General features: G+C 54.8%; 1 protein-coding gene and 1 pseudogene. Both read left to right on the forward strand.

Translation table 11 applies throughout. The features are described from left to right. Positions 1-207: 207 nt before the first annotated feature. A complete protein-coding gene (locus J8I35_RS34320; protein ID WP_245170552.1) occupies positions 208-1,119 on the forward strand; it encodes a hypothetical protein in 912 nt (303 codons plus the stop codon). A 79-nt stretch (positions 1,120-1,198) separates the two neighbouring features. Continuing rightward, positions 1,199-1,824, forward strand: a pseudogene (locus tag J8I35_RS34325) (hypothetical protein); the annotation flags it as partial.

Consider the following 1,824-nt stretch of genomic DNA (forward strand, 5'->3'; position numbering starts at 1 on the left):
GGGACCGGGGCGTGGACCCCTTCAGCTTCCAGTGGAAGTACGTGGGCGAACAGAGTGCCGCCGCTGGAAAGTAACGGGTACTCGCCGAGTTCATGCCCAACAGGGCGTTAGCGAATGCCGAAAGTATTGCATTTTTATCGAGAGCGAAGGATGAGGCCTGACCGTCTGACAATGAACGGCGTTCGCGCCATTATTTCGATTGGAGGGATGGTGGTACTGCTCGGCTGCTCGTCCCTTGCGGAACAGCGCGTGGCGCCGCCTTCGAACCAAACTACAAATATTTCTATGACCGAAAAGCAAAGTGGAAACCAGACGGGCGTCGTGCCGAATGAGCGGGTAACCTGGGTCAAGAATCCGCTGATCACGCAGATCAGGTTTCATGACGGAAAGCTGGGTAGCAACTACGTCGAAATTCGCTATTACCTGTCTTATATCAATCCGAGTAAGCAGGACGTTAAATGGACTGGTAAGCCGACACCGGATGGTCCTGCAATGCGGCTGTATTCGGAGGGCAATGAGATTAAGCCTGCCTCGCCTAAGCATCGTGACATTGAACCTTATGTCGCCGCTCCCCGGGATGAGGAAATAAAACTGTACGCCAACAAAGTTAAGGCTGAAAGCAAATGGACTTCAGATGGCCCCGGTGAATTTGTGATTATGAACAGCCAGTTCCTTCCTGGCACGCACGTCTACGAGATGGTCTACTGGCATACGCAACTCGACTGGATAGACGTGCGCGAGGTTCTGGACCGTACCGATACGGGCAAGGGCAGGATGATGTACCCGATCACGGATAACGCGCCGTCGAACCGCCTCTATTTCAGGGTCTACAAGCCGACCGATGAAGAAGCGCGTGAGGGGCGGCACATTGAATTCCTCGGCGAAGTGGATGCCCGTACGCAGGTCCCGGCGCTGCCGTACGCCCGTCCGGGTGACTACGCGCCAAAGACCGGCTATTGGGCCGCGACGGGCAAGAGCATCGAACGGCTCGGCGGCTATCACGAAGTGTTCGTGAAGGAAGGGGATTCACTGCCGAACCTGCCGGGGGACCGGGGCGTGGACCCCTTCAGCTTCCAGTGGAAGTACGTGGGCGAACAGAGTGCCGCCGCTGGAAAGTAACGGGTACTCGCCGAGTTCATGCCCAACAGGGCGTTAGCTAATGCCGAAAGTATTGCATTTTTTATCGAGAGCGCAAAGGATGAAACCTGACCGTCTGACAATGAACGGCGTCCGCACCATTATTTCGATTGGAGGAATGGTGGCGCTGCTCGGCTGCTCGTCCCTTGCGGAACAGCAAGCGGCGCCGCCTTCGAGCCAAACTACGAAAAGTTCTATGACCGACAAGCAAAGTGGAAACCAGACGGGTGTCGTGCCGAATGAGCGGGTGAGCTGGGTCAAGAATCCACTGATCACGCATATCAGGTTTCATGACGCAATTGTGCGTAATGACAGTATAAAAATACGGTACTACACCACATACATAAATCCGAGCGATGGGGACGTTAAGACAACGGGCAAGCCCACGCCGGATGGTCCTGCAATGCGGTTGTATTCGGGAGGCAAGGAGATTAAGCCTGCCCCGCCTAAGTACAGTGGTATTGAGCCTTATGTCGCGGCTCCCCGGGACGAAGATATAAAGCGATCTACCTATGTGATGAAGGCAAAGGAGAAATGGGTAGGCGAGGTTGCAGACGAATTTGTGATCTTGAATACCCAGTTTCTTACTGGCACACACGTTTATGAAGTCGTCTACTGGCATACGCAACTCGACTGGATCGACGTGCGCGAGGTTCTGGACCGTACCGATACGGGCAAGGGCAGGAT

The sequence above is a fragment of the Burkholderia sp. CpTa8-5 genome (assembly GCF_017815045.1).
Classification (GTDB): Bacteria; Pseudomonadota; Gammaproteobacteria; order Burkholderiales; family Burkholderiaceae; genus Burkholderia; species Burkholderia sola.